This is a genomic window from Succinimonas amylolytica DSM 2873, assembly GCF_000378405.1.
Taxonomy (GTDB): Bacteria; Pseudomonadota; Gammaproteobacteria; order Enterobacterales; family Succinivibrionaceae; genus Succinimonas; species Succinimonas amylolytica.
On record NZ_KB899640.1, the window covers coordinates 93,926 to 117,644 of the forward strand.

A 23,719-nucleotide genomic window follows, 5' to 3' on the forward strand; every position below is an offset into this window, starting at 1 on the left:
ATGGAAAGCTGTACGGAGAGGCCCTTTTAGCCGAAGAACATGGTTCCGATAATGATGGCTGCCACCATGGCCGCGAAGTCCGCAATAAGCCCGCAGGTAACCGCGTGCCGCACCCGGACAATACCGACGGAGCCGAAATAAACTGCCAGCACATAGAAGGTGGTTTCCGTGGATCCCTGCATTACCGCAGCGATGTGTCCGGTGAGCGAATCCACGCCGCTGGTATTGAACACGTCCAGCATGAGTGCCCGGGAGGCACCTCCTGAGAACGGGTGCATGAAAGCCACCGGAAGCGCGTCCACAAAGTCAGTGGAAAGCCCGGCTTTCGCCACGATTTCCTTGATTCCGGAAAGGAGCAGTGACAGCACGCCGCCGGTCCGGAGAAAGGCTACGGCGGTCAGCATGGCTACCAGATAGGGCAGAATGTCGATGCATACCCGGAAGCCGTCCCGGGCACCGGCGATAAACTCCTCGTATACCTTAACCCTTTTCAGGAGCCCGTAGGTCAGAAGTCCGCCGATAAAAAGGATCACGGTGCCGTTGGCGGCCAGTGAGGCCTGTGCCGCCATGGCCGTTCCGGCACAGAGAGACCAGACAAACACTCCGGCAACGAGTCCGATAAGTCCCCCCAGTGCCAGCAGCGCCGGAAGCCGGAACAGGCTGATTTTCTGAAAGGCCGCCACGGCCAGAAATCCCGCCAGGGTGGAGCAGGAGGTGGCCATAAGCACCGGCAGAAAAATATCTACCGGATCCGCGGCGCCGAATTTGCTGCGGTACAGAAAAACCGAGATCGGAAAAATAGTTACCGAAGAGGTATTGATGACCAGAAACATAATTTCCGGATTGGAGGCAACTCCGGGATGCGGGTTCAGGGTTTCCAGCTCCTTCATGGCGCGGAGTCCCAGCGGAGTGGCAGCATTGTCCAGTCCCAGCATGTTTGCGGCCATGTTCATGGTGATGCTGCCGATGGCCGGATGTCCGGCTGGTACCTCCGGCATGATAACCCGGAACAGCGGCGTCAGCAGGGCTGCTATCCGGGCGGTAAGGCCCGAGGCATCCATAATGCGGGAGATTCCCAGCCAGAAGCACATCATTCCCGTCAGTCCGATGACGATGTCAGTGGCGGTTTCGGCGGATTTCAGAAATTCCTGCAGCAGATCTCCGAGCGGGTTTCCGGAACCCTCTCCGAAAATGCAGGCCGAAAGACTTCCCAGAATTCCCAGAATTATCATTGCGGCCCAAATGTGATTCATCATGGCGAAATTTTCTCCCGGAGCGATGGAAATATCAGTACAGGGTTTTCGGGAGATTTCTGTATTCGTCGAACAGCCTGAGGCAGGCCTCCCGGTCCAGCGGCGTCAGAAGCTCCCGGAAGGCCCGGCGGTCTCCGAACATCCGGTCAAAGATTTCATCCCGGAATCCGATAAGCGCATTGTCGTGAATGGTAGCCCCGAAATAGACCTTTCGGATATTGGCCCACATAATGGCTGCCAGACACATCGGGCAGGGTTCTCCGGTGGTATAGAGCTCGCAGCCGGAAAGATCGTGGGTTCCGAGGCGCTTTTCGGCATGGCGGATGGCGGAAATTTCCCCGTGGCAGGTGGAATCATGCGCGACCAGTACCATATTGTGTCCCCGGCCGATAACCGTCCCGTCCCTGACCACCACTGCGCCGAAGGGTCCGCCGTGGCCGAGGTGGATTCCGGTACGGGCTTCCGCTATCGCCAGATTCATGAACGGGTTTAAGGCCTGGTAGTCGCAGGCGGGAATTTCCGGGGCGTCTCCTGTGGAGCTGCCGGAGTCAGAGAGCTGCTGTCTGGTCATAGGATGTTTCCTTGAATAGCGGGATTGCCGCGGAAAATATAGCCAGCTGCAATTTTAAGAAAATTTTGCACGGGAGGCAATTTTTGGAACAGCCCCTGAAAGGAGGCGGATCCCCGGTGCTGTTTTCCGGAAATCAGCAGTGTCCGCTTCCGGCCGAAAAGTCCGGCTCCCAGGAAAGGCAGAAAGAAGTAAAATAGGGGAGAAAGGGCTTTTTGTTCAGGAGGTGCCATGAGCAGAATTCTGGTTTCCGGGCTTTTTAATATGGAGACAGCCGTACGGATTCGCGGTTTCCCCGTCAGCTACTATCCCATTGACTATGATTTCTTTGGCGTAACCAGCTCTCTTTCCGGAGTGGCCTTCAATCTGACAAAGGCTCTGACGGCCCTGGGGGACACCGTGGTTCCGGTTTCCATGACGGGACAGGATGCCGCCGGGGAGCTGTTTCTTGGGGATCTTCGCGCTATGGGACTCCAGACGGATTATGTGCTTCCGAAGCTTAAGGAGACTCCGGCCTCCGCAGTGCTTTATGATGAAACGGGGCGGCGGCAGATCTACTGCGATCTTAAGGATATTCAGGATACCGCGTACGATTTTGACCGGAGCATTCTGGACGGTGCGGATGCGGTGGCTGCCTGCAATATAAACTTTTCCCGGCCGCTTCTGGATCTGGCCCGGGACACCGGAAAGCTGATTGCCACGGATGTTCATGTGCTTTCCGGCATTGACGACGCGTACAACCGGAACTTTATGGAGCACGCAGATATCCTGTTTCTGAGCGATGAGGGCATTCCTTCCGGGAAGGAGGATTTTGTAAGAGCTCTTGGAGCCCGCTACCATAACAGGGTGATTGTGCTCGGTATGGGCGACCGGGGGGCGCTGCTCCATCTTCCGGCGGAGAACGTTCTTCTGGAGCAGCCGGCCTTCGCCATTGGCGGGGTGGTGAATACGGTGGGAGCCGGAGATGCCCTGTTTTCGGCATACCTGCATTTTCATCTGAAGGGGCTGTGTCCGGAGGAGGCTCTCAGAAGAGCCCAGCTTTTTGCAGCTCTTAAAATCCGTGAAAAGGGGGCTGCCCGGGGCTTTGTCAGCGAGAAGGAGCTGGAGGAATTCCTGCGGGGCTGAAGCTTTTCCGGGCTTTATTCCCAGCTAGAAGCCTTCCCCGGCGCTGCCGGAGAAGGCGGGGGAAGGTGGCTACCGGTCAAAGCGGCATTTGGATCCCCGGTTCTTAACCAGCTTGTAGGGGCTGGTATTGAAGTTTTCCACGGAACCGCCGGCAGAAAATGACGCGTCGACGATTTTAACCTTCATGGTTTCCGGATCCTGGGGGACAATAAATACCTCCATTACCTCCGCCACGTGCTCCAGATTGTCATCTCCGGGGGCGACCTCGGCCCAGTCCGGAGCAGTCCGGCAGTAGATAGCTCCCTCCCGGAGCGCACACTGCCGGTTTACCAGCACTTCGGCCCCGCGGTACATGGAAAAGCATCCCGCCACATGATAACCCCCGTCGTTTTTCCTAATGGTTAATTCTCCCCGGGGGAGATCGATGGTATCACCGCCGTTCCGGAGATCAAAGTAGACATCGGCTCCCAGAAGCTTCTTCCCGACTTTGATGACGTAGGTGCCTTCCTGGATTTCCGGTGTCTTCTGGGTGTCCGCAGCGATCCGGGGTTCCTCCCCGGCAGCGGAAACCCCGGTCAGAGAGGCCAGGGAAAGTGACAGAACCAGAAAAAAGTGCCTGAACTTAAAATGATATGACATGACTGCTCCCGATAATTGTCCTTTGTGGTCGCGCATCCCCGGGCCTCTGTGCTCTCCGGATATTTCCTGAGGGCGCATTTGCTGCCGGCAGGGCTGTTTCCGGAGGATGCCGGCGCTACTATACATGCGATGCGCTGTTCTGGCAACCGGCGGCAGCAGAAAGCGGAAGCCCGGTCAGGAATCCGTCAGGGACGTTTTGCGTAACTGCTGTTTCCGCATTAGAATGAGGGCATGTTTCTGAACTCCGGAGGCCGCTCCTGCCGGAGTTGGTCTTTCCTTGCATATTTTCGCTGACAGAGGCTCTCATGACTCATCCCAATGCCCGCCGCAATGATCCCCCGCCTTTCCGGAAGTCCGTAGCTGTTCCGGTGCTTTCGCGGGGCGTCCTGCCAGCCCTGGCGCTGGGGCTGGCGCTGACCGGCTGCGATTTTGAAAAGCACCAGGATTATGCCGGCTATACCGGCAGGGTGGTTCCCGATGCGGAGCTTCCCCAGCCCTTTACGGTGCTTCATCAGGGGGATATCGGGGAGGGGGATCCGGAATTTATCCTGATGCCCGGACCGGAGACGGCCGCGGCTAACGGAACAGATCCGGAAGCGGGAGAACTGGAGTTTCTTCCGGACGGCAGCATCCGCTATGTCTGGCCGGGAACCTGGACCCGGGAAACGCCGGACTGTTCAGTGCCGGTTTATTACCGGAACCGGAATGGCGAAGACCGGGTCTGGCAGCTCTGGCTGTACGGGGATCCCCTGCACTGCCGGAACTGGCATTACCGGAACACCGGCACCTTCCCGGGGGATCAGCATGCTCCGGGACTCCCGGGTTTTGATCTCAATCTCTGGCAGCTTTCCGGAGTCAGGGACGCTGTGGGGGAGCCGCTAACCGGCAAGGGGGTCCGGACGGTAGTGTTCGACACCGCTGTGGATTCCGGACATGAGGATCTCCGGGCGGGGATTGTTTCATTCAGCAATGTTTCTCCGGAGGTGTCCCGGGCGTTTTCATATCAGCTTCAGGATGCCGCATATACAGACATGAACGGGGAGATGTTCCGGCATGGCACAGGAGTGGCTGGCATTATCGGGGCCAGGGCCGGAAACGGTCTTGGAAGCCGGGGCATTGCTCCGGATTCCGAAATCGTCTCCCTGTTTCTGCCGGAGCTCAGCTATTACCAGTCCCAGAATCACGGCTTCAGCACGAATGTCTACAGTGAGGAGAATCTTCTGGCAGAGCTTGTGCGGCATCGGGATTCCTTCCGGGTGGTGAACGAAAGCTGGAGCATGTCCGGGGCGGCGCGGGTATCTCCGGCCTCTCTCATGTATCTGGAAGCCCTGGCGGATTCCGGGGTTTCCGTTTCCGCGTCCTCCGGGAATTCCTTCAGCCAGAACACCTATACAGTGGAGATCCGGGAAATCACCGGAAACGGTCCCATAAGCCTGGCAGGCCCCTGCCGGGCCTTCGGGGTGAACTGCGGCTTCTGGCCGGGAGGGAACAACGGCGTTTCTCCGCACGTGATCCGTTCCGGGGCAGTGACCGCCTCCGGGCATATTTCTTCCTACAGTCCCATGTGCTTCGGCATCTGGATTGCGGCTCCCGGCGGGGAGTACGGTATTCAGGATGCCGAGAGAGCGGTGGTTACCACGGATGTCTCCGGAGCAGGGGCCGGATTTGCCAACCGGGTCTCCCGCAGCGGGCATACCGAATATACGGACTTTAACCGGACGCTGGAGGAATTCAATGTCAACGGCAACTACACGGATATCATGAACGGCACCTCTGCTGCGGCTGCCATGACCAGCGGGCTGCTGACACTGATGTACCAGGCGTATCCGGAGCTCAATGTCTGGCAGGCCCGGTACCTTCTGGCCGCCACAGCCAGAAATGACAGGGATTTTCCGGAAATGGCGGATGAGCCGGCCAGTACCGGCACTCTGGGCATAAATCTCCGGAGACATTATGAAAGGGGGCCGGATATTGTCTGGAATCCCGGGTGGATTGAAAACGCCGCCGGCTACCGCTATCACGGACGGTTCGGCTTCGGAATTCCGGATGGCACCAGTGCGGTGTCCCGGGCGCTTTCCTGCGACCAGGATCCGGAATGTCTTCTGAGAAGGAACCCGCCGGAGGCCGGGGAAAGCTCCCGGGTGTCCTGCCAGGCCAGAGCGCCTCTTTTTCTGGGGGCCTACGGGAATACCTACGAATGCACGGCGGGGGATCTCAGAAGCGATTCCGGGGCCTCCCTGGCAGGAAGGGAGATCAGCATTGAAACCGCCGGCTTCAGTATTGATGCCCTGAAGTTTCAGGAGATCACCGGAGGCAGCAGCGTTTCGGAGCGTCCGGCACCGGAGGAAATGGCACGGGAGCTCCGGGATCGCGCAGTGCTGGATCCGGAGCTTTTCTGCCGTGACGCCACCATGTATTTTGCAGAAAGCCGGAACGGGGATATCACTCCCGACAAGTACCAGCAGAAGCTGACTTTGCAGATTGAACTTTATTCTCCGGCCGGAACCCCGGGGATTATTAAAAACTACTGGTCGAATTTCATGGGAATCCGGGGGTACCGCGACGAGACCGGACGGATTATTCCCTATGATTCCGGGGCGGGGCGGTATGATTTCCGGATCGCGAGCTTTTACGGAGAAAGGCTGACGGCACCTGAAAATGCATCCTGGCAGATTCGGATTCATTCCTTCTGTCCGCTGGATCTGGCGTATCTCCGTGATCATCTCCGGGTTGCCTTTGACTACTATGAGCGCTAACGGAGAGAGCGTTCCTATGAATACATGGCGGCATTAATGTGTTATAATCACAGGAATGGGGGATGCCCGGGCAGCCCTGAAGCGGAGTCCTGTCCTGGCAGGAATTCGGATTTGTTCCCCGAAGAATTTAGAGCGTTTCCCTGAAGAAACGCCTTCCCGGCTGCGGCGGGCTCCGGAAGCGGAGGTGTTCCCTGCAGCGGGGGAGAATAATTTTTTCCGGAGCCTTTGCTTCGGATCTATGTCCTGGATCTCCCTGACGGGAACTGTACAGGACTCAGAGAACAGAACCGGGAGGTTTTCGATGGCTGGTGTTTCCAGACCGTGTTATATTGTCGACTGGCGTGATCTTTCCGCCTCTGAGCTTATGGAAAAGCTTCAGCCTCTGATGTCGGACAGAGATTATTCCATTTTTATCGTTAATGACAGAAATTCCGAGGAGGAGCTGACCGGCCTGAAAAAGATTATCGGCCCTTACAAGCAGATAATTCTGATTCAGCGCGTTTCTGATTCCTCTCCCTATGCCGCCATCTGCGACGGTTTCCGCGAGGCCAATACCCGGGGCTTTTCGCATGCCTACCTCTGGGTTCCGGAATGTCAGCTGGTGCACGAGGATGTCATGGCTATGTGGAGTCTGGCCCAGGAGCATCCGGAGAACATTATTGCCGGAGTAACCCAGCTTTATATTGATCCCAGAACCAGAAGAGAAAGGATCAAGCTCAAGTGGTACAAGCGGGATCTCAAAGTTATCAAGAATTTTAATTTTGAGGCGCCGGTGCGCATCTACCCGGTGGGAATAGCCTATGAGTGCATGCAGAAGCATAATCTGGGCACGCTCATTAATTTCCATGCCGAGCTTTTTATCCGCCTCTGCTGGGCCGGAGTGCACTACTCCATGAAGGTGTCCAGAGCAGTGTATGTCAAGAAAACCGAACCGGAAGCTTCCCGTTTTGCCGATTGCGTTAAAGAGTTCCGCAATCAGTTTAACTTCTTCTATGAGAAGGTTGCTCACAAAAAGGATGTGAAGAACAAGGTTCTTTTCTGATCCGGTAACGACGGCGGCAGCCTGGCTGGCTACCGCTATTTTTTTCCCGCTTTTTTCCCACTGCCTCCTGATGATTTACTGCATAGACCTGGACGGGACTCTTATTCCCAATGACATGTCGGTGACCTCCTTTGTTTCCGTTATCAGAAAAAATCCCCTGATGCTGTTTCCTGCTTTGTGCTGGTTTCTCAGAGATGGCGGGAGACGGGCCTTTCTGAAATACCATATTGCGCAGCACTACAGCTTTGATCCTGCGGCTCTCCGCTGGAACCGGGAGCTTCTGGATTTTTTAAGAAAGGAGGCAGAGGTTCCCGGAAACGAGATCTATATTGTATCCGGCAGCACCGACGAAATTGTCAGAAAAATCACGGCCTATCACGGGTTCTTCAAAGGCGGCTTCGGTTCTACGGCCAGGGTGAATCTGGTGGGAAAAAACAAGCTGGCGTTCATAAAGGATAAATTCGCCGGACAGGAGATCTGCTATGCGGGCAATTCCCGGACGGATCTCCGTGTCTGGTGCGGTGTTCCCCGCGGGATTGTGGTTTCTGACAGCCAGCAGCTTATCAGTGAGGCCCGGGCTCTTACCGGGGTGCTGCGGGTGTTTCCGGGAAGCTGGCAGCAGACATCCCCGAACAGTACCGGGGACGCCGGTCAGAGATAGCTCCCCGGTTCGCATATAGCGTCAGGTGGTGTTTGCAGGAGAACCTTATGGCCCGACCAGGAATCTCTATTACTCTTCTTGAACGGCGGGGAGCCTGTCCCTGCCGGCATCGGCATCAGCCCGGAGACACCTTTGACTTTGATACCGAGAGAGGAAAGCTTTGTCCTCTGGCAATGCATGTGGCCTTTATCTATGCCGATATTCTCCGTTATGGCGGACGTGTCCCCGGCGAGCCTCCGGGAACTGCCAGGTTCTGCTGTCCCGATCCGGATACCATGAACGTGTTCAGACTGGAGATCCGGGAGGCGCACGCCCGGCCTCCTTCTTCCGAAAACGGCTGTCTGCCGGGGAAGAGAAATTCCCCGGATGATTAGCTGTTTCCGCTGATACCGGCATAATTTTCCCTGATATCTATCCTTAAGACTATTCCTGCTTTGACTGTCTGGAGCTGTTTTGTGATGGGGGCACCCTTGCCTGAGGAGCTCCATCAGACGCTATAGTTTGCTTTCCGGCAGATTTTTGTGCTGCGATTCGGGCTTTGAGACCGGAGTGTCCTTCGGGCAGGGACGAGAGTAAAAGTCCCGCAATGGTGAGGAGGCAGCCGGTGATTCCGATGGCGTTAAGCTGTTCCGCAAGGAAGAGCCAGGCGACAATCACGGTTATTGCCGGACCGCCGTAGATATAAACGCAGGTTTTTACCGGTCCCAGAACCCGGACAGCGTAATTCCAGGTGGCAAAGCACAGTGCCGAGGCTATCGTGCCGAGAAAGAAAAGATTGCCGAGAGCCTGAGGATTGGCGTAGCGGGAAAAATCGCTGAGGCAGATATCTGCCGGAAAAGCCCAGGGCGCCACGAACAGCAGTCCCCACAGAAAGATCCGGCGGGTGGCTGCCAGATTGCTGTAGCCGAAGGAAGCGATTTTCTTTACGGTCAGGGAATAGACCGCCCAGGCCAGACAGGCCGCTACCACCATGAGATCTCCGGCCGGGTGGATTTCCATATCGGAGCCGCCGGCACTGAGCATGATGATACCGCTCATGGACAGGAGGAATCCGGTGATAAAGCCGGGAGACAGCACCCGGCGGTCCCGGTATACCGGAAGAGCCAGAAGAGCGGTAAAAAGCGGTGCTGAGGAGACAATGATTCCTACATTGGTGGCCGTGGTGACGGTAAGGGCGGTGTTTTCCAGCACGAAGTAGAGGCAGATGCCGGAAAGCCCCGCCAGCGCAAAGTACTTTTCTTCTCCGGGGCGCGGTTTTATCCCGGGGGCGGCCAGGTGCAGCAGCACAGTGGCCAGTGTCAGCCGGAACAGCAATATCTCCACGGGATCAAAGCTGCCGGTCAGGTATTTGGTCGATACGTAGGTAATGCCCCAGACGGCAGTGGTGAATAATGCAGCCGCATGTCCCAGGAGCGGGGAATTACTCGGGATCATTATGATTTTCCCGGAAGCTGATCTCCCGCCGGTGTCCGGGAACGGTGCACCGCCTTCCGGTAAAGCGAGTCCGGGCACGGGATGGGGCGCAGGAGCTGAATCAGAAGGAGCCGCATAGCAGCAATCCGGCAGGGGGCGTAAAGAGGGAGGCTCAGGACTACCATTTTTTCTTCGGCATGAAAAGAACGTCGATGTCGCTTTCCTTGGCCTTTTCGTTGGCTATTTCCTGTTCGTGCTTTTTTTCAGCCTCGGCATTCAGATTGTCCAGGGTTTCCTGCAGGTGTGCCTTGACGCTTTCCAGCCAGGCATCGTGGAATTGCAGCTTATTAAGGGAATTAAGACCGCCGCGGATAAGCTCTCTTTCTGTGCCGGTCTGGGAGTTCATATGAGCCTCATCAATGTTCTTTATCAGGTTGCTGAACTGGATCTTGTAGATATTGATTTCCAGAATCTTGTCCTCGTCAACAAAGTCATTTTTGGAGATCCGGCCCCGGTTGAACTCGATGCGGATGATTTTTCTGAGACGGCGCATGATGCGGATCATTTTCAGGGACTGATCCGCATTTTCGGGAGGCATAAACAGGGAATCCCGGGAGGGCGAATTTTTGGAGATCTCAATCTGCGTGGTCATATCGTTGATACGCTGCTGCACCTGCATATTTGTCTGTACAGAGGCAATGATTTGCAGAGCGTTGAGAATCCGGTTCTGCAGAATGATGATCATCCGGTTTGAAAAGGGGATGTGGGTAACATTCATCAGAATGTCGTCACTCTCATCGATAATGTTTTTCTGCCTGGAAATAATGAGTTTTTTGTCCATCTCCTGCTGTACCTGATAATCGCTGTATATCATATAGGCGATGATTACAAACACCAGTATTATGATAACGAATACAATAACGGCAAAAATCATTGACAGTACCTCTGATGAAGCGGAATTCCTCCAATGCCCCGGCAGGAGGGCGGAAAACTGAAGAATTCTGTTCTCCTGATTTTATCACAGGTTATGGCTCCGGTTGTTCATTGTCATGTCCTATTTTTGATAAAACAGCAAAATTCCGGCCGGAAACGGGCATTAAAAGGGAGATATACCTGCGATTCCCGGGAGCAGGACGCGGAAATACTGAGGAACAGCTATGACGGAAAGAGGCAAAATGAGGGGTATCTGAAAGGAGTGCCGGTTTTGCGGCACTCAGCGCTGCGGTTCCCAGGAGTTTTCTGGGCGCTCAGGCACAGTCCAGGGTATTAAATGCTTCTTCGTTGGAAACGGGATGCCCGCCCAGCGCCTTTTCCGGAACCTTTTCCATAAGAGGCGGAGTCTTAACGTCAGTTTTCAGTCCGGCGGCCAGACTGGCGGAATCAGCTGTGCCGGCAGGCCGGAATTCGGAAGCGAGAGTTCTGAAAACATCATCGGAACCGGATTTTTCCGGAGCAGCACTGTCACTGCAGTCTTTAGCGGCTGCAAGATCAGCGCTGACGGCATTTGCGAAGGCATTTAGCGCTTCCGGGGCACCTCCGGTTCTGGTAACGGCCCTGAAGCTGCTCCAGACATTTGCGGCCCGGGGATCATTGTCTGCGGCGGCTGAAAAATAGCCGGCGCGGCTGCTGTCAGAAAGCTGGGGATCTGTCATCTTAAAATCAGTCATATTATTCTCAGTTATTGATAGGCAAAGGTTCCGGTCAGCGGCCTTCAGAATAGCATGCGGGTTCCGTCTAAAAAACTCAGCCGCTCAGGATGGTCCGGCTTTACAGAATCTGCATTTTATAGCTTAAAAAATAATTGGCAACCGAAATAACGCTTTCAGAGGAAAGGATTTTTAACTTTTTTTGCAAAACGGGACAGGGCTGGTAATTCTGAGGAAGATCATAAAGCCGTGCTCTGAAACGGGGTCAGGGAGTCTCATTTCTGGCCGGAGAAACGGTCCGGACTGGACGGAAAAGAATCCTGCTTTGTATGTGAAGCAGGAGCGCGGGAGGGAAAGGACTTTCCCGGCCCGGCAGAGGATTAGCTGCGGCGGCAGGCGGCAAGCTCTGTTTTTACAGCGGCGGCGGCATTGGCAAAGGCTACAATCTTCTGGCCCAGCACCCGGGCTGTCAGATCCTTAACGGGTACGGGTATCGAAAGCACCAGAGTGTCGTCAAACAGTCCCAGAAAATGCTGTCTGGTACCGCTGCCGTTATAGGACAGTTCCAAAGCCTTTCTGAGAAGCTCCTTTCCGGGCTCCCCGTCATCAGGATCTGTCACCGGGGCAAAAATCACGATGTCGTTCAGGTCGGCACGGTACAGCAATGTAATGTACAGATCGTCGGTGCTCAGGGCACAGGAATTGTTGCCATCAACCTCCAGTGACAGTCCGGAAAAGGCGGCAAGCTCGGAAATAAGCTTATCAAACTGGCTCATGAGTTATCCTACCTCCTGCAAGGCATAATGGAAACAGCCCGAGACACATAAAAACTCAGGCATCTGGTAATACGTTCTTACAATGTTACAGGATCTGCGGTGGTTTTGACCGGAGAACTCTAAAAAAATGTAAACAGGTTCTTAAAAAAATCCGGAGCTTCCGCAGGAGAGCGACTTTTTTGGGGGGATTTTTGAAAAAAACGCTGTGCCTGTGAATGTATTCCTCTCTTTAGGGGAGGTCCTGTCCATCAGGAAGACGGAGAGAACTGCGTGATATCTGAAAGAGCTGTCAGAGGATATCCCTGTCCCGAAACAGCAGCCAGTTTTTCTTTCCGGCGGAGCTGGAAAAATGTTCTGAGAATAAATCCGGAAGTCCCGGTGCGGGCAAGAAGGCGGCAGCGCTGGAGCGGTCAGAACAGGAACCGGTGTCCGGGCGGAGGCTGGAATGCTTCTTCTGTAAAGATGATGCCCGGTGATGGAGGCAGCGGGGCGGAGCGGGAGGAATATGGTTAGGTTTCCCGGAGGGGCGGTATCTTAGGGACGGAATTGCCGCCGGGAAGGGGAGGAACGGAGATTAATGCAGGATGAGAACAAATATATAAGGATGAACATAAACTGAAGGGAATGGAAAGAGAGAAAAAGAGGGGGAATGACCACCGGAATTTTTGGCGGGTTTTCCATGAATCCGGAAGAAGCTCCAGAGAAGCGAAAAGGGGAGCCGGAGAGCTTATCGTCCGAAAAGCTTTCCGGGGACGGGAGAAGGAATTTATCTATGGAGGAGAATGCCAGATTTTAATACATGCAAAATCAGAAATATGTATGTAAATAACTGAAAATATCTGAAAATATCTGAAAATATCTGAAAAATAGTGGTTTATGTTACATAACGGGAGGGGAAAGGGGAACTGCTCCAGGAGAGGGACAGGGTGATTATCGAAAAAATTTCCGGATATCCCGGAACCGGACGGCATTAAGGACAATGAAAGTCATGATCGAAAAGTGACTCCCTGATTTCAGGAAGAGCAGTACTTATGTGACTAAGGTCATATATGGTCAGAGGATCAGGAGATTAATGGCCGAGACTCAAAAACGTGTATAGTTTAAATAGGGTACTGAACGAATTTGGAAAAAATTAAACAAGCTGGTTAAAAAATGTACAATTTTAGGAAGCGGTAATTAAAAATCGTGAAGTAAATTGGATTTTAACCAAAGTTTATAAAATTCGTTTTGAATTATTAGCAGGAAGAACTAGAATTATAAATAACAAAGATGTTTTAGTTGTAGCTGTAAGAAATTCTGTAGTATGTGTTCTGAAAAGGTTCCCTCTCTTTCTTCCCCCAGTGGTTGGTCCTGGCATTTTAACGATGGCAAAAATCGTCTCTATGTTACAGTGAAGACCGCGGCTGGGCTGAGCTATGAAGGGGCGCTTCCTTTGGGCAGAGACTTGCTGGTAAAGAAGGTCTTGCAGGGTACTCATGCTTTTACCAGTGATGAGGTAAAGGATTACCTTAACTTCAGATCCTGTCTGTCGGACTTTTCCTTCGAGTCCCGTGAGGTAACCCTTCTGGCGCTTAATGCGACCGCACTGAAGCATTACGGAGTCGCTATTGCCAGGCTGGATCAGTGTTTTACATCTTTGATGCCGGAATCGGAAGCTCGCACACCGGAGATCGGGGAGGTGGTCACAATGTACCCCGGTTATAATCCGGAAAGCAGAGATAATGGCAGGAATTTTCAGGTTATCGGTGTGGATGAGAAGAGTAACGAGTGCTGCTGCATGCTTATAGGCAGGCCGTTCTTTATCAGGCCGAAGGTTCAGATGAACCGCGGTGCGTGCGTAAAGGTATCTTCCACCAGACTGGCAACCATTGGCTACATCAGGAGACATCCTGGTCTGTTTAACAGAAGGGTAGCACTTTAGTAACGGTTTTAAACTCTCAATATAGCTTATTTGGCTAGTCGTTTTGTCCTCTGCAGCTGGGTGGTTTTCTCCTGCAGAGGCTTTTTTTTTGCCTTCTCTGAAAGTGCGTCTGTTCCTGTGCATACACCGTAATACCTTCGTATTCTCTCCTCCCTTCTCCCAGATATCCTCTCCTCTTTCATAGTTCCCTAAAATCCCGGCTTGCGGTGGCGTGGTGGTGCGCGTGCCAGTAATCCAGTAGAGAGGGAGGCTTCGCACGCGCACGGCCGCCTCTTCTGGGGCACTTCCATGTTTATCTGTTTTTCTCTCCCTCCGCCAGGTCCCTCCCCCAATTCATTATGGTTCTGGGAAGCGAAGAAACAAGGAAAGAATGAAGACCTGCTGTGTGGGTAACTGGAGGCAGGTCCTTATTCTTTCCTGGATTATGAGGCGGTGGTGCGCAGTTCAAAAGACGTTCTGTCTGTCAGAGATGGGGGGAGAGAGAGGAGGGAGGTTAAGGTAATGGTCGGCTCTGAATAGGACTGAAGAGGGCAGGTATAGAGCTGTAATTACAGTTATGCTTATAAAAATGTAATAGGGTTATATAGCATTATAAAAGGGGTGATGCAAAACTGTAATTACATTTACAGTGTAAATTACAATACTATTACATATTACAGATTCCGTAGCGCCCTTTCCTGGCAGCTTGGCCCGCGAACAGGATATCAGAGAAGGATCAACGATAATTCATTAATAGAAATAGCTTACATTAATCTCATAAATCAGGAGCTGGTTATTTATATTTCTCTAGGTAATTAGAGGAGGAGAATAAATACGAAAACCGAGAGGGGTATTATTAAATTTGTCTAATCTGTTCTTAATTAAAATTTATGTAGTAAAAATGACAGCAGTAATTAATATTGAGTTATGAAAAATGTTAATAATCTGATTTATAGCAGTAATGATTGATTTATAGCGTAGAAAAATTGCTGATTAATGATGATGTATTGCTGTAAAGCCTTATTATATAAGGCTTTTTGACATGAAATTAAATTACGTACACATGTGCATGTTTACATTAATCGGTCTGTATCTTCAAAACATCAGCAAAATTAATCTTTATGAAAGTTTACTACATTCTATGCTGATTTATGCTGAATTTCAGTATGTAGTTTTCTTTCATAGAATATACTCAGATCGAAGCCTCCAGGAATTCTGTACCGAAAAGCAATTACATGCGTTACATTTTGTTGTCGCAAACAAACCCCGTCAGACCCCGTTATTCTGCAAAAATTGTGATTTTTGACATCTCTGGAGCATTAATCAGAAAATCCCTGCTCTGGCAGCAGATCAGCCCCTGGTACGGCCTCTCCTATGCTTCCGGCCTGAAAACTCGTTAGTGGGCGTTTATATGCGATTTAAAAGTACTGAAATGCCCTGGCAGTATTTCCTTGAAGCGGGGCTTGATTCGCTATGGTCTTCTCCTGCTTTAGTAATTCCGGATATGCGGTGGTGGTTCCTGAAATACCTTTCTCCGGAAATCTGAAATCTGGCAGAATCAGCTATGCTTCAGAACGGATATTCATAATCCGCGGGGCTCTCTGTTCCTGTTTTCTGTGCTGTCAGGAAAGCTTCTGCGCTGAATGGCAGCTCTTCCACGGCTCCGGTTCTTTCTGGGTATTTTCGTTCCTTTGCGGCTTCGCACCTGAGGAAGTCCGGTTTCTTAAAGTATACCTTCTCATTTTTCCCATGCGGGCAGCTCCGGTTTTCTATAGCTCCAAATTACGGAGGAGCTTCTTAGAGTGCGGTTTCTTTTTGCTATCCTGTCTGGCCTGAACCTGAAAGCTCTGAATAGTCCTTATTCTGGTGTTTCCGGATAAGTCTGCTGCTCCGGAGTGCTTTTCGGGAATGGCCAGGGTTTGGGAAATGCGATGCGGAAACGGCATCCTTCTGAGGATCGGGAAGTGCCGGCATGCTTTTTTCTGTCTTATGAACTGCCGCTATTCTATGTCTCCTGTTTTAGGCTTGTCTGTGATGATAACGGGAATGTACTGCCTGTCTCTGTTCTGGAGGTGGCTACAGCTTTCCGGGGGCCAGATTATTTCTAGGAAGGTCTCAGAATATCCGGAGTCCGGAGCAGGGCGGAGGAAAGGCGGTTTCAGGAGGGGCGGTTTCAGGAGGGGTTCTTTCTCGCGCAGGCCCGGTGCCTGGTACTATTTGGGGACTTTTTTCCCGGAAGGAAATGTCTTCTGGATTCCGGGCGGCTTCAGGAGCTACGGGAGACTTTTTCAGTCCTGATATCCGGAGGCGGATTTCCTTTCAGAGTCTGAGACCCTTAGGGCCACAGCTCAGGGAGTAAACTGCGGGGGCGCCCTGGAATAGCTGTGAAACGGCTTTGATTAGTGCGGAGCAAAGGTCTTGGCAGGGGACGGGTCCTTTTTTCCAGGAGTGAGGAAGAATACGGGAGGAAACAGGGGCTTATCTGAATAAAAAGGGGGAAATATTTATCGCAGGGCTTTCTGAAAGGGCGGGGGAGGGGGATTTGCCAGTTCAGGATCTCTTAAAGCCCGCATTTCTGCGAGCTTATAAGACCACGATTTTATGGAAAGCAGTTCAGAACATCTCTAGCCAGCTAGGCTACCCTGTAAGCCTCGGAGATGCTCGATACGTTTCCCCCGTCTTCTCCGGCATCTTCAGCAACAAGGGCGCGAATCCAGTTTTCAAGCATGGAATCCTCGTTGCCGGTCTGCTTGTCGATTACCACATAGTGGATCTGGAACGAATCAGCCTGGAAGCCGTTCTTGTCGTTGAAGTGGCTGATGGTGTGGAACTTGTTAGCCTTGACATCCATATCGGTTATCACAAAGGTCAGATAGCGGCGAACACCATCATTCACCTGGCTGTGCTGGCGGAAGAGCTTGTAGCTGAAGAAGCTCATGTCGTGCCAGAAAGTCAGATAGGACACGCCTTCGTTAATAAGGATAACCTCGGCAGGCTTTCCCTCGATTTTGCAGCTGAATACAACGCCGTTGATGTTGTCATACCCTTCGGCACAGCTGGCGGCGATGCGGCTGGAAGAAAGATCTCCAACCTGTACGTCGGAAATGGAGCTTACCTTGCTTTCAGGAAGGTCGTTAATTACCGACTCAACAAAATTCTGTGATGCAACCTCACTCTCAATGAGCTTACCCAGTACGTCTAGGTTTAATTTATATAATTTGGTAGCCATAATTACTTATCTCCTTCTCTTACTGCTTACCATTTTATGGTTGATGACCGGCGTGCAGTCAGTGGTCATTTTTCCCGCACGTCCACCATGATTGTACGCATCCGTTCGTACACATTCTTATTTTCCCCAATCCCGAATGCTATTGCAAATTTCTCACATAAGTTTTTTGCGTATCTGTGAAAACGTTCACAAAAGAGATTTTAACAAATGTTTAACAATTGTCCGGGCCTTATTTTATAAAGTCTTGTTGCACAATGACTGTTAAGGTGTTTTCAGAACCCTGAAAATGGTTAATTTTTTGTGCTTTTGATTAATATGTGATATTAATCCTGTTTAAGTCTTATCCATTAATCCAAATTAATGATTACGATCTGCATCCTGTTTTTTTGGTAAACACGGCTCCGGTTCTTTGTTTAAAAGGATCGCAGTGTTTTTGCAATTAGAATGCAAAAATGTGAATAATATCACATTTATTTATTAAAACCGTCCTGTTAGACTCTGGCTGCTGAGCAAAAAACGCTCAGATTTTTGAATATTTGCGAAGCGCCCTGCCATGATTCCTGGCCGGATCTCCGTCCCGCAATTTTTTCGGGGCCGGGAGTTTTCCGGCTGTTCATATTCTGTCCGGTGTCCCGCCAAAACTGTGTCGCCTTTAGCATTAGGCACGAAAGAACTTCTTATTAATGAGGCAACGGAGGGCAAGTATGCTATATTGTCCAAGATTTATGAAAGCCCTTCCGCGGGGCTTGTCTTCTTTATTTGCGCTTCAGGTTACGAGGTTTTTATTATGAGCAGTCAGAGCATGAGAACGGTAGTGGGCATTATCGAAAACAACCCCTTCAGCACCAATAACGGCAACAGATGTTCCTATGCGGATATAGGCTTTGAACGCTTTCCAGATGAGAAGAACCCTAAAAACGGCATTTACCGCCAGATCAATATGGGAACGTATTTCAGCCACTGCACAAAAGTGTTTCTGACGGCTGATGCTGACAACATTCTCAAAAAGCACGGAGGAATGCTGGTGGAGATGGATGTTGGTGAGTCTCCGGATCAGACCAAAGAATGCGAATATACAGTAGACAGCAAGAATATCAGGGATCTTCCCTCAGAACAGATAATTGAAATAATCCGCTCTCCGGTGCCCGATATGGCACAGCCTACAGTAAACAGCAGGGTCAGGCCGTCAACCCCGTACGTGATGCTCGAATCTGCGGTTTACGAGATCAACAGCTCTGATTTCTTCTTTATGAAGGATAACTACCGGCAGGTGTTTGAGTCCTTCGAGGAAGCCAAAGATGCACTCTGGCACAAGTACCGCGATTCCGGAATGATTCCGCCCTCGCTGGACTACCATGATTTTCTGTCTGAGGATGAGGAATGCAGTCTTATAGATGCCTTCACCGAACGCATGTATGGCGCTATTGATTCCTACATTAAGGAAGTCGGAATGGAAAATGAGTTCGATGAGGCCAGGCTGCGGGAATTTGCTACCCGCGGATTTTCAGAGAACAACGCTGACAATGCCCAGTATGTGAAAATGATGGTGCAGTTCATGCGCGAAGCCCGGAAGCGATGGCTTGAGGAAAAAAATCTCTATGACAAGCTCCAGAAGCGGAATGATTCCCCTGCCGGAGATACCGATTTTCAGGGGTTTGTGAAGAAAATCCGTACCAAGCAGGTGCTGGTGGGCCCTTTCCTGGTCAAAAACATCACGCAGTCCGCTGCGCCTGATTCCTGCTGCTTTACCATTGCCGTGCCGGATCGCGGTGCCTTCTGGATCAAGGAGGACTGCAACGCCACTACCAGAAGAATAGATCTTTCTACAGTGGAGGAATATATTGTCCCGTTTTCATTCGCGGGGCAGGAGCGCCGCTATGTCGTGCAGATGAAAAACTGGCAGATGAGCGGGGAAAAGCTGGATGTCATTGACGAGAAGAAGCTTATCGACAAATTCTGCAAGATCATACTGCAGAATTCCAGCATGCTGAAGGCCCAGAACATGACCATGTTCCGTAACAATATTTTTGGTACCAAGTTCCTGAAAGACAATCAGGAGCGTTCCCGGAGAGCCCTTGAGATAATTTCCGTTGCCGCTGATTATGATACCGAGCGTCAGAAGCTGTATGCGGATTTCAGCAAAAGCAAGGCCTGCAATGACTTTATCAGCACCTATGTTTCCGAAAACCGGGAGACCATTCTGGCGAAGTATGAGAAGTCAAAGCTTAAGGAAATCAATCAGAATACCGAAAAGCTGAAGCAGGAGCTGGAAAAGCTGGAAGGGCAGATTTCCGCCCGCAGGTCCGAGCTTTCCAAACTTAACAGGGATTACGAGAAGCTTTCGGATCCCGACTATCTGAAGCAGCTTAAAAAGCGGTCCGAGGTTCCTGCGGAGGATTATACCAATCTGAGCACCCGGTATCGGGAGCTCAGAAAGCAGCATGAGAATCTGGAGAAGGAGGTGGGCAGCCTCAGCAAGACCAGAGACAGCATCAGGGCGGATCTCACCTCGGATATTAAGGATCTGGACGCCCGGTACCTGGAAATGCATTCCATGCTCAAGGCCTTTACCTCCCAGCCCAAGTCGGCCGGTAAGGGGCTTAAGTTTGATTCTCCGGAGGTTTCCCAGATAAATCTGGACAATCTCTCCAAGAGCCGGAACCGTTATATCGAGGAGCTTCACAGAAGCCTCAGAAGCATGGATCGCCCCATCGACAAGGAAAAGCTCATTTCCATGGTTATTACCATTGCCCAGAATCAGTTTACCATCCTGGCAGGGCTTCCGGGATCCGGCAAGACCTCCTTTGTCAAGTGCATGGGCAAGGCTCTGAATCTGGGCAGCCGGCTGCATACTGTGCCTGTGGCCCGCGGCTGGACCTCGCAGCGTGATATTCTGGGGTACTGGAATTCTCTTGCGGGAACTTTTCAGAGGGCGCCTACCGGGCTCTGGGAGCTCATGACCACTCTGGACAGCGAGACCGACCCTTCCCGGGTGACTCCGGCCCTTCTTCTTCTTGATGAAATGAACCTCTCTTCCCCGGAGCACTATTTTTCATCATTCCTGGATCTGGCAGACGGGGAGTCCGAGCGCCGCATATTCACCGGAGTTCCGGAGAAGAGCTACCTCAATGTGCCGGAATACTTCCACTTCATCGGCACGGTTAACAGTGACGATACCGTTAATATTCTGTCCCCCCGCATGCTCGACCGGTCGGCAGTTATTCTGTTTGATGAAAAGCCGAGCCAGGCCGCCGATATGAGAAAGACCGCCGGGATGACCGATGTTATGAAGACCTACAGTGCGGCCAACTGGCTTGCCCTGTTCAGTCCTACTTCCGTGGTGGACAATCAGTTCTATCAGGCTCTTAACAGCATCGAGGAGACGCTTTACGATCCCTCTCACGAGATGGGACAGCGGGTGGTAATTTCGTACCGCAAGCATCAGCAGATCCTGAATTTCCTGTCAGTAGCCAAGGATATGATGGAATCGGACAGAGCCATGGATTATGCCGTGAAGCAGTTTGTGCTGCCGATGATTGCCGGAATGGGCGAGGGATTCCGCAAGCGGCTGGAAAATCTGGGAGCGGTGTTTGAAAGCAATAACCTGACTGATTCAAAGCATCTCCTGGATGACATGGTTACTGCCGGTGATGATCACATGAACAGCTATCAGTTCCTGGGCTAGCCTGCTGCTTTCGGATACAGCCTATGATTGATGCCGATATCTATGTGGCGCAGACGTCACTGTACAGCAGGGAGCTACTGACGGGAGAAAACGTCAAATGCTTTGCCCTGCTTGAGAACGGGGCACCGGTATGCTATTCAGCCAATCCTGAAGGGATTCTGCAGATTCCCGATGATTACTATATTCACATTGACTGCCGTCTGAGAGTTCCCGTGGCGGCAGGGCAGTCCGTGAACATTTCGGTGCATTTTAATGATGAGACCTACTATTTTGCCAAGACGGGGGTTCAGAACAATACAGACATCTGGGAGCCTGTGTGGGGCAGCAATGCCAAGCACCGGGGACGCCCCTTCTATAATCTTTCCGGACGTCATGAGCTGGTTTTCCGGGTCTCCCGGGGGGAGACGGTCAGCCGGTTCAGCGTGATGGTGGAGTTTCTGGCCTCCGGAAATACCGCCAACGAGATCCGGGAAATGCTGGAAACCATAAACAACAATTATGACGAGATTTCCAGCATGTGTCTGGACTCCGACATGAGCAAAAGCTCGCTTCTGAACCTTATTGACAGGTCGGAGGAGATTGTCGAGGATCTGACCGGGCTGTGGCAGCCCTTCCTGAAAAATCTGCGCCGGGTTCTCGGGCCCGAGCTTGCGGTTACGCCCAACGGCATTCCGAATTCCCCGGAGGCGATTCACTGGCTCTGCGAGAACCCCCGGGCTTTGAGCTACTGCCAGCCGGAGGAGCTGGATTTTGTGCTGCACGGCTTTCCGGTAAGGACGGACTATGCCGCCGAGGAGGTGGTGGTTCCCAAGTACGAGCTTTATGAAAACAAGGTCATTCTGGGATTCTTCGAGCATATTCAGACCAGAATGTCCGATGTTCTCAGCTTTATTGCCAAGAACAAGCATCAGGAAATCCGGATAAATTCGGCATATCCCGGATATATCAGATACGTGGACATCGTCCGGGAATTCGGGTTCGATCAGCTGAAAAAGCAGGAGAGCCGGATTGTGAAGCTGCAGGACCGGCTGTACCGCCTGTATTCGAGTTTCCGGAAAATTACCGGCCTCAGAGCGGGGGGGCGTCCGGCCATGCCAAAAATTACTCCGTTTGTGGCCCGGAACCGGATTTATCTGCATCTGTTTACCCTGATTAAGAACTGGTATGAAAACAGCCGTCAGGAGCTGACCCTTAACGATTTTGCCATGCACTTTATCAAGCTGGACAAGCTTTTTGAGTTCAAGGTGCTGACTACGGTGGTGGGGGTCATTAATGATCTTGGCGGTTCCAGCCAGGCGATGGAATGGCATGACATGTCCGACAATACCGCCCTTCAGGAACAGCCCTTTGGCGGCATTCCCGGAAAGCGTCCGGATGAGGAGCCCTTCAATTACTACCGCTGGATGGGGCCGGAAGGGGAATTTACTCTGGAGCTCTGGTATGAGCCGCGCATTCACATGGTGGAGAAGACCTGCGACGGGGATCTGGCGGTGGTGGAGAACTTTTCCAATGATCCGAACTATGTGCTGACCCCGGATTTTGTGTTCCGGGTCTGCTGGAAGGGGGATTCCCAGGTTCAGGACTGGCTGATTATGGATGCCAAGTACAGCTCTGATGAAACGGTCCGCAAGCAGTCACTGCCTCTTTTGCGGTCAAAGTATATGGTCTCCCTGAATCAGAAGCGTGGCTTCCCCTTCTATAACCCGGTTCAGGCGGTCTGGGCTCTTTATTCCCGGGGCGTGCAGGATCAGGTCCCGGTCTATGCCAGGGCGAATCATCTGGGCGGGGAGTACCCGGTCCTTCCTTCGCTGTGCGGCGTGAGACTGGGGCGGGCTGACGGGGATCGGGTGATCTTCAGGAATATGTTCTGCGATCTTCTGAATACCCTGAAAAAAATGCATGGCACCTTTACCTGTACCGGCGGAAAGGGAGGTGCGCAGTAGGGCGCGTTCCGGCGGCGGAAGCCGCTGCCTTCCCGTTTCAGACTTCAGAACAAAGGCCGGTGCCGACGAAGAGGCACCGGCCTTTATTCTTTTCAGCGGGCAAATATTGCCGGACTGCGGAAGCGAGGCGGACCGGATCAGGAATAATATAGCCGGGGCAGCGAAGCTGCTGCAAAAATGCAGAAAGCAGAATAACTCAGCGGAATAGCAGGAAACAGAAAAAAGAAAACTGGAAAAGAAAAAATAAAAGGGGATTCAATAAGACAAGGGAGAATTCAAATGGTCGGTGATAGAGGATTTGAACCTCCGACCTTCTCGTCCCTAACGAGACGCGCTAACCAGGCTGCGCTAATCACCGACACAGATGGATAGAAACTTCAACAGTGGTCGGTGATAGAGGATTTGAACCTCCGACCCCTTCGTCCCGAACGAAGTGCGCTACCGAACTGCGCTAATCACCGATTGTTTGTCTGTCTATCGTTTCGACAGGTGCTATTTTATTGATTCCTGATTTGATGTCAAGAAGAAATCCTTAAAATTCGCTATTTTTTTTTTAAAGTGGCCTGACTGCTGAAAAAAACAGCAGTTTTGGCTATTAAGTGAGCATTTGTCGGTGATCGGAGGGCGATTTTCAGGCCTCCGGCTCCCGGAAACGCCCTGTCTGGTATTCCTGAAAATGAGATGTCCGGTTCTCAGGGCCGGTTCTCTGCTGCGCTGAGGTGCTGCGGGAGCGGGAGACTGTGCTCTTGCGGAAAGCAGAAATGCAGGACCGAAAGGGCGTTTCAGATCCCGGTCTCTGTTTACAGCAGGGGGAACTGATCCGGAGACCTGATGTTTCGGGACCGGGAGCGATGACTGCCCTCTTTTAAAGGCAACATCTCAGGAAAGACCGGAGTATGTACGGGGCTGAAGGACTGATACTTCGGGAGCCAGGCTCTGAAAGGCCCTTTTCTGATGTTCCCAGGATAAGGAAGCCGCCTGCTCCTTTTTGGAGAGTTTCCGGAAGGTTTTTATTCAGGATGGGCGGCAGTTACAGCTTACATTTCGCAGTTGAGATTGCTTAATTACCACTTTTTATAATGG

General features: G+C 52.0%; 18 protein-coding genes and 2 tRNA genes. 9 read left to right on the forward strand and 11 right to left on the reverse strand.

Annotated features, from left to right (window positions below; translation table 11 throughout):
• Positions 1-26: 26 nt before the first annotated feature.
• The gene (locus F557_RS0115855) at positions 27-1,256 is read right to left on the reverse strand and encodes a nucleoside recognition domain-containing protein (protein WP_019003195.1); all 1,230 of its coding nucleotides are present in this window, start codon (positions 1,254-1,256) and stop codon (positions 27-29) included.
• 31 nt (positions 1,257-1,287) lie between these two features.
• Complete coding sequence (locus F557_RS0115860; RefSeq protein WP_019003196.1) at positions 1,288-1,824, reverse strand: nucleoside deaminase; 537 nt, start codon at positions 1,822-1,824, stop codon at positions 1,288-1,290.
• A 228-nt stretch (positions 1,825-2,052) separates the two neighbouring features.
• Between F557_RS0115860 and F557_RS0115870 the strand changes: the two genes are divergently transcribed.
• On the forward strand, positions 2,053-2,946 hold the full coding sequence (locus F557_RS0115870) for a carbohydrate kinase family protein (RefSeq protein WP_019003198.1): 894 nt from the start codon (positions 2,053-2,055) through the stop codon (positions 2,944-2,946).
• A gap of 69 nt (positions 2,947-3,015) precedes the next feature.
• Here F557_RS0115870 and F557_RS0115875 read toward each other — a convergent pair whose 3' ends face one another.
• A complete protein-coding gene (locus F557_RS0115875; RefSeq protein WP_157617927.1) occupies positions 3,016-3,585 on the reverse strand; it encodes a hypothetical protein in 570 nt (189 codons plus the stop codon).
• A gap of 305 nt (positions 3,586-3,890) precedes the next feature.
• Between F557_RS0115875 and F557_RS0115885 the strand changes: the two genes are divergently transcribed.
• From F557_RS0115885 to F557_RS0115900, 4 genes are all read left to right on the forward strand, one after another.
• Positions 3,891-6,341, forward strand: coding sequence for a S8 family serine peptidase (locus tag F557_RS0115885; RefSeq protein WP_019003201.1), 2,451 nt, complete (start codon positions 3,891-3,893; stop codon positions 6,339-6,341).
• 301 nt (positions 6,342-6,642) lie between these two features.
• Complete coding sequence (locus F557_RS0115890; RefSeq protein ID WP_157617928.1) at positions 6,643-7,383, forward strand: hypothetical protein; 741 nt, start codon at positions 6,643-6,645, stop codon at positions 7,381-7,383.
• Between the two features lie 70 nt (positions 7,384-7,453).
• Complete coding sequence (locus F557_RS0115895; protein ID WP_019003203.1) at positions 7,454-8,044, forward strand: haloacid dehalogenase-like hydrolase; 591 nt, start codon at positions 7,454-7,456, stop codon at positions 8,042-8,044.
• A 47-nt stretch (positions 8,045-8,091) separates the two neighbouring features.
• Complete coding sequence (locus F557_RS0115900; RefSeq protein WP_019003204.1) at positions 8,092-8,418, forward strand: TIGR04076 family protein; 327 nt, start codon at positions 8,092-8,094, stop codon at positions 8,416-8,418.
• Positions 8,419-8,467: 49 nt separating this feature from the next.
• Here F557_RS0115900 and F557_RS20500 read toward each other — a convergent pair whose 3' ends face one another.
• From F557_RS20500 to F557_RS0115930, 4 genes are all read right to left on the reverse strand, one after another.
• Positions 8,468-9,478, reverse strand: a complete 1,011-nt coding sequence (locus tag F557_RS20500) for a DMT family transporter (protein WP_019003205.1) — start codon at positions 9,476-9,478, stop codon at positions 8,468-8,470.
• Between the two features lie 157 nt (positions 9,479-9,635).
• Positions 9,636-10,391, reverse strand: coding sequence for a hypothetical protein (locus F557_RS0115915; protein ID WP_019003207.1), 756 nt, complete (start codon positions 10,389-10,391; stop codon positions 9,636-9,638).
• 313 nt (positions 10,392-10,704) lie between these two features.
• On the reverse strand, positions 10,705-11,124 hold the full coding sequence (locus F557_RS0115925) for a hypothetical protein (protein WP_019003209.1): 420 nt from the start codon (positions 11,122-11,124) through the stop codon (positions 10,705-10,707).
• A 359-nt stretch (positions 11,125-11,483) separates the two neighbouring features.
• Complete coding sequence (locus tag F557_RS0115930) at positions 11,484-11,879, reverse strand: type III secretion system chaperone (RefSeq protein WP_019003210.1); 396 nt, start codon at positions 11,877-11,879, stop codon at positions 11,484-11,486.
• A 649-nt stretch (positions 11,880-12,528) separates the two neighbouring features.
• On the opposite strand from F557_RS0115930, the gene F557_RS22410 reads away from it, so the two are divergent.
• Both F557_RS22410 and F557_RS0115950 read left to right on the forward strand, forming a co-directional pair.
• Positions 12,529-12,675 carry a hypothetical protein gene (locus F557_RS22410; RefSeq protein ID WP_157617929.1) on the forward strand — a complete coding sequence of 49 codons (147 nt, stop codon included), beginning with the start codon at positions 12,529-12,531 and terminating at the stop codon, positions 12,673-12,675.
• A gap of 507 nt (positions 12,676-13,182) precedes the next feature.
• Positions 13,183-13,800 (forward strand): cell division protein ZapC domain-containing protein, encoded by a 618-nt coding sequence (locus tag F557_RS0115950; RefSeq protein ID WP_019003214.1) that lies wholly within the window; start codon positions 13,183-13,185, stop codon positions 13,798-13,800.
• A gap of 26 nt (positions 13,801-13,826) precedes the next feature.
• On the opposite strand, the gene F557_RS22415 is transcribed toward F557_RS0115950, so the two are convergent.
• The gene (locus tag F557_RS22415) at positions 13,827-13,982 is read right to left on the reverse strand and encodes a hypothetical protein (protein WP_019003215.1); all 156 of its coding nucleotides are present in this window, start codon (positions 13,980-13,982) and stop codon (positions 13,827-13,829) included.
• Positions 13,983-16,411: 2,429 nt separating this feature from the next.
• Positions 16,412-17,008 carry a hypothetical protein gene (locus F557_RS0115975; protein ID WP_019003219.1) on the reverse strand — a complete coding sequence of 199 codons (597 nt, stop codon included), beginning with the start codon at positions 17,006-17,008 and terminating at the stop codon, positions 16,412-16,414.
• Positions 17,009-17,795: 787 nt separating this feature from the next.
• Between F557_RS0115975 and F557_RS0115985 the strand changes: the two genes are divergently transcribed.
• Both F557_RS0115985 and F557_RS0115990 read left to right on the forward strand, forming a co-directional pair.
• Positions 17,796-20,693, forward strand: a complete 2,898-nt coding sequence (locus F557_RS0115985) for an AAA family ATPase (RefSeq protein ID WP_169335222.1) — start codon at positions 17,796-17,798, stop codon at positions 20,691-20,693.
• Positions 20,694-20,716: 23 nt separating this feature from the next.
• Positions 20,717-22,636, forward strand: coding sequence for a hypothetical protein (locus tag F557_RS0115990; RefSeq protein WP_019003222.1), 1,920 nt, complete (start codon positions 20,717-20,719; stop codon positions 22,634-22,636).
• A 280-nt stretch (positions 22,637-22,916) separates the two neighbouring features.
• Here the strand turns inward: F557_RS0115990 and F557_RS0116000 are convergent.
• Together F557_RS0116000 and F557_RS0116005 are read right to left on the reverse strand one after the other, a co-directional pair.
• Positions 22,917-22,994: transfer RNA gene (locus F557_RS0116000), tRNA-Pro, on the reverse strand.
• Between the two features lie 26 nt (positions 22,995-23,020).
• Positions 23,021-23,097, reverse strand: a tRNA-Pro gene (locus F557_RS0116005).
• Positions 23,098-23,719: the final 622 nt, after the last annotated feature.